This is a genomic window from Mycobacterium sp. TH-M11 (assembly GCF_057473725.1).
The window spans coordinates 1-2389 of the sequence record NZ_JBYCLD010000488.1 but is presented as its reverse complement, the minus strand read 5'-3'; the positions used below and the strand labels follow the sequence as shown (position 1 = coordinate 2389).

Sequence of the window (2389 nt, the reverse complement as noted above, 5' to 3'; positions counted from 1 at the left end):
CGCACCGGCTCTTGGCCGGCGCAGACCACGATGTTGTCCACGTCGAGCAACTGCGGGCGTTCCCGCTTGGCGCCGAAGCTGATGTGCAGACCGTCGTCGCCGATCCGTTCGTAGTTGACCCCGGAAAGTTGTTGCACACCTTTGGCTTTCAGCGATGCCCGATGCACCCAGCCGCTGGTCTTGCCCAGCCCTTTACCCTGAGGTCCGCTGGAGCGCTGCAGCAGATACACCTCGCGCGCCGGCGGTGCGGGGATCGGAGCGATCAACGCGCCCGGCGCCTCCCAGGGGTCGGCGGCGCCCCACTCGGCCTTCCAGTCTTTGAGATTAAGCGTCGGCGAGGAGTCGGTGACCAGGAATTCGCTGACGTCGAAGCCGATTCCACCGGCGCCGATCACCGCGACACTCTTGCCGAGCGGCTTGACGCCGGTGATCGCCTCGCCGTAGGTCAACACCATCGGATGGTCGATGCCGGGGATGTCCGGAATGCGCGGCGTCACACCGGTGGCCAGCACGACGTGGTCGTAGCCGGTCAGATCGGCGGCCGACGCCCGGGTGCCGAGGCGCACGTCCACGCCGTTGACGCGCAGCATCGTCGTGAAATACCGGATGGTTTCGTTGAATTCCTCTTTGCCCGGAATCCGGCGTGCCATGTCGAATTGGCCGCCGATGTAGTCGTTCGCTTCGAACAGCGTCACGTGGTGGCCGCGGCCGGCGGCGTTGACCGCGGCGGCCAGCCCGGCCGGCCCGGCCCCGACGACCGCGATCGACCGTGTGCGCCGGGTGGGGGACAGCACCAGCTGTGTCTCGCGGCCGGCTCTTGGGTTGAGCAGACACGACACCGTCTTGTGCGCGAACGCGTGGTCCAGACAGGCCTGATTGCAGGCGATGCAGGTGTTGATCTCGTCGTCGCGGGCAGCTTGTGCCTTGAGCACCCATTCCGGGTCGGCCAGCAATGGCCGTGCCATCGAGATCAGCTGCACATCGGTGTCGGCCAGAATCTGCTCGGCCGCCTGCGGCATGTTGATCCGGTTGGATGCCACCACGGGAATGTCGACGTGCCCGGCGACGGCGTGGCTGATGTCGACGAAGGCGTTGCCCGGCACCGAGGTGACAATGGTGGGCACTCGGGCCTCGTGCCAGCCGAACCCGGAGTTGATGATAGTGGCCCCGGCGGCCTCGACTTCGGCTGCGAGCGTAAGGATGTCGTCCCAGCTCTGGCCGCCCTCGACGTAGTCGGCCATCGACATCCGGTAGCAGATGATGAAATCGTCCCCGGTCGCGGCGCGGGCTTGCCGCACGATCTCGACGGGAAAGCGGCGACGCTTCTCGGCGGTACCGCCCCAGGCGTCGTTGCGTTTGTTGGTGCGCGGCGCCAGGAATTGGTTGACGAGATACCCTTCGCTGCCCATGATTTCGACACCGTCGTAGCCCCCTTCACGGGCCAGCTGGGCGCAACGGGCGTAGTCGTCGATGGTGGCCCCTACACCGGCCGAGGACAGTCGTCGCGGCCGAAAGGGGTTGATGGGAGCTTTGATCGACGATGCGCTGACCGACAGCGGATGGTAGGCATAGCGTCCGGCATGCAGGATCTGCAGCAGTATCTTGCCGCCGGCGTCGTGCACCGCCGAGGTGATACGCCGATGGCGGCGGGCCTGTGCCGAGGAGGTCAGATCCGCGGCGAACGGCAGCAGCCAACCGGTCCGGTTGGGTGCGTAGCCGCCGGTGATGATCAGGCCGACGCCGCCGTGTGCGCGTTCGGCGAAGTACTCGGCGAGCCGGTCGGTGTTGCGAGGACGATCCTCCAGGCCGGTGTGCATCGAGCCCATGATCACCCGGTTGCGCAGCGTTGTGAAGCCGAGATCCAACGGGGACAACAGGTTTGGGTAGTTCATCGGTCCTCCTGCCCGGGCGGCTCTGGTAGCGCCGCGATTATTTCGTCGAGCCACTCGATGGTGCCCTCTTCGGTACGAATCCCGCCGCGTAGCACCAAGTGCTGATGTAATGCGCTGCCGCGCAACGACGCCGGATGGGGGAATTGCTTTTCCTCGAATCCCCGGTAGGTGTCCAGCAATTGGGCACGTGCGGCGCGAAAGGCGACCACCTGCTCGAGCAATGCGCGCCGGTCGCCGTAGGCCGCGCCGCGCAGCTTGACGGCTAGCTCGCGCGAGCCGCCGTGCCCTGAACTGGTGCTGGCCAGCGGCGCGCCGATCCAGCGGGCCAATTCGGCGCGCCCGGCGTCGGACACCGTGTAGACCTTCTTGTCCGGCCGTCCCTGCTGCTCGACCGCCGTCGCCGACACCCAGCCGTCGGCCTCCATCGTGCGTAGCGTGCGGTAGATCTGCTGGTGGGTGGCGCTCCAGAAGTAGCCGATCGAACGGTCGAACCGGCG

2 protein-coding genes are annotated in these 2389 nt (G+C 66.8%); both read right to left on the bottom strand.

Going from position 1 to position 2389, the window contains the following annotated elements; translation table 11 throughout:
- Positions 1-1892, bottom strand: a 1892-nt coding sequence (locus AC2VOG_RS18760) for an oxidoreductase (protein ID WP_486941338.1), incomplete at its 3' end; no start/stop codon positions are given.
- The coding region (locus AC2VOG_RS18755) for a PadR family transcriptional regulator (protein ID WP_486941337.1) at positions 1889-2389 on the bottom strand (501 nt) is incomplete at its 5' end. The genes AC2VOG_RS18755 and AC2VOG_RS18760, both read right to left, overlap by 4 nt.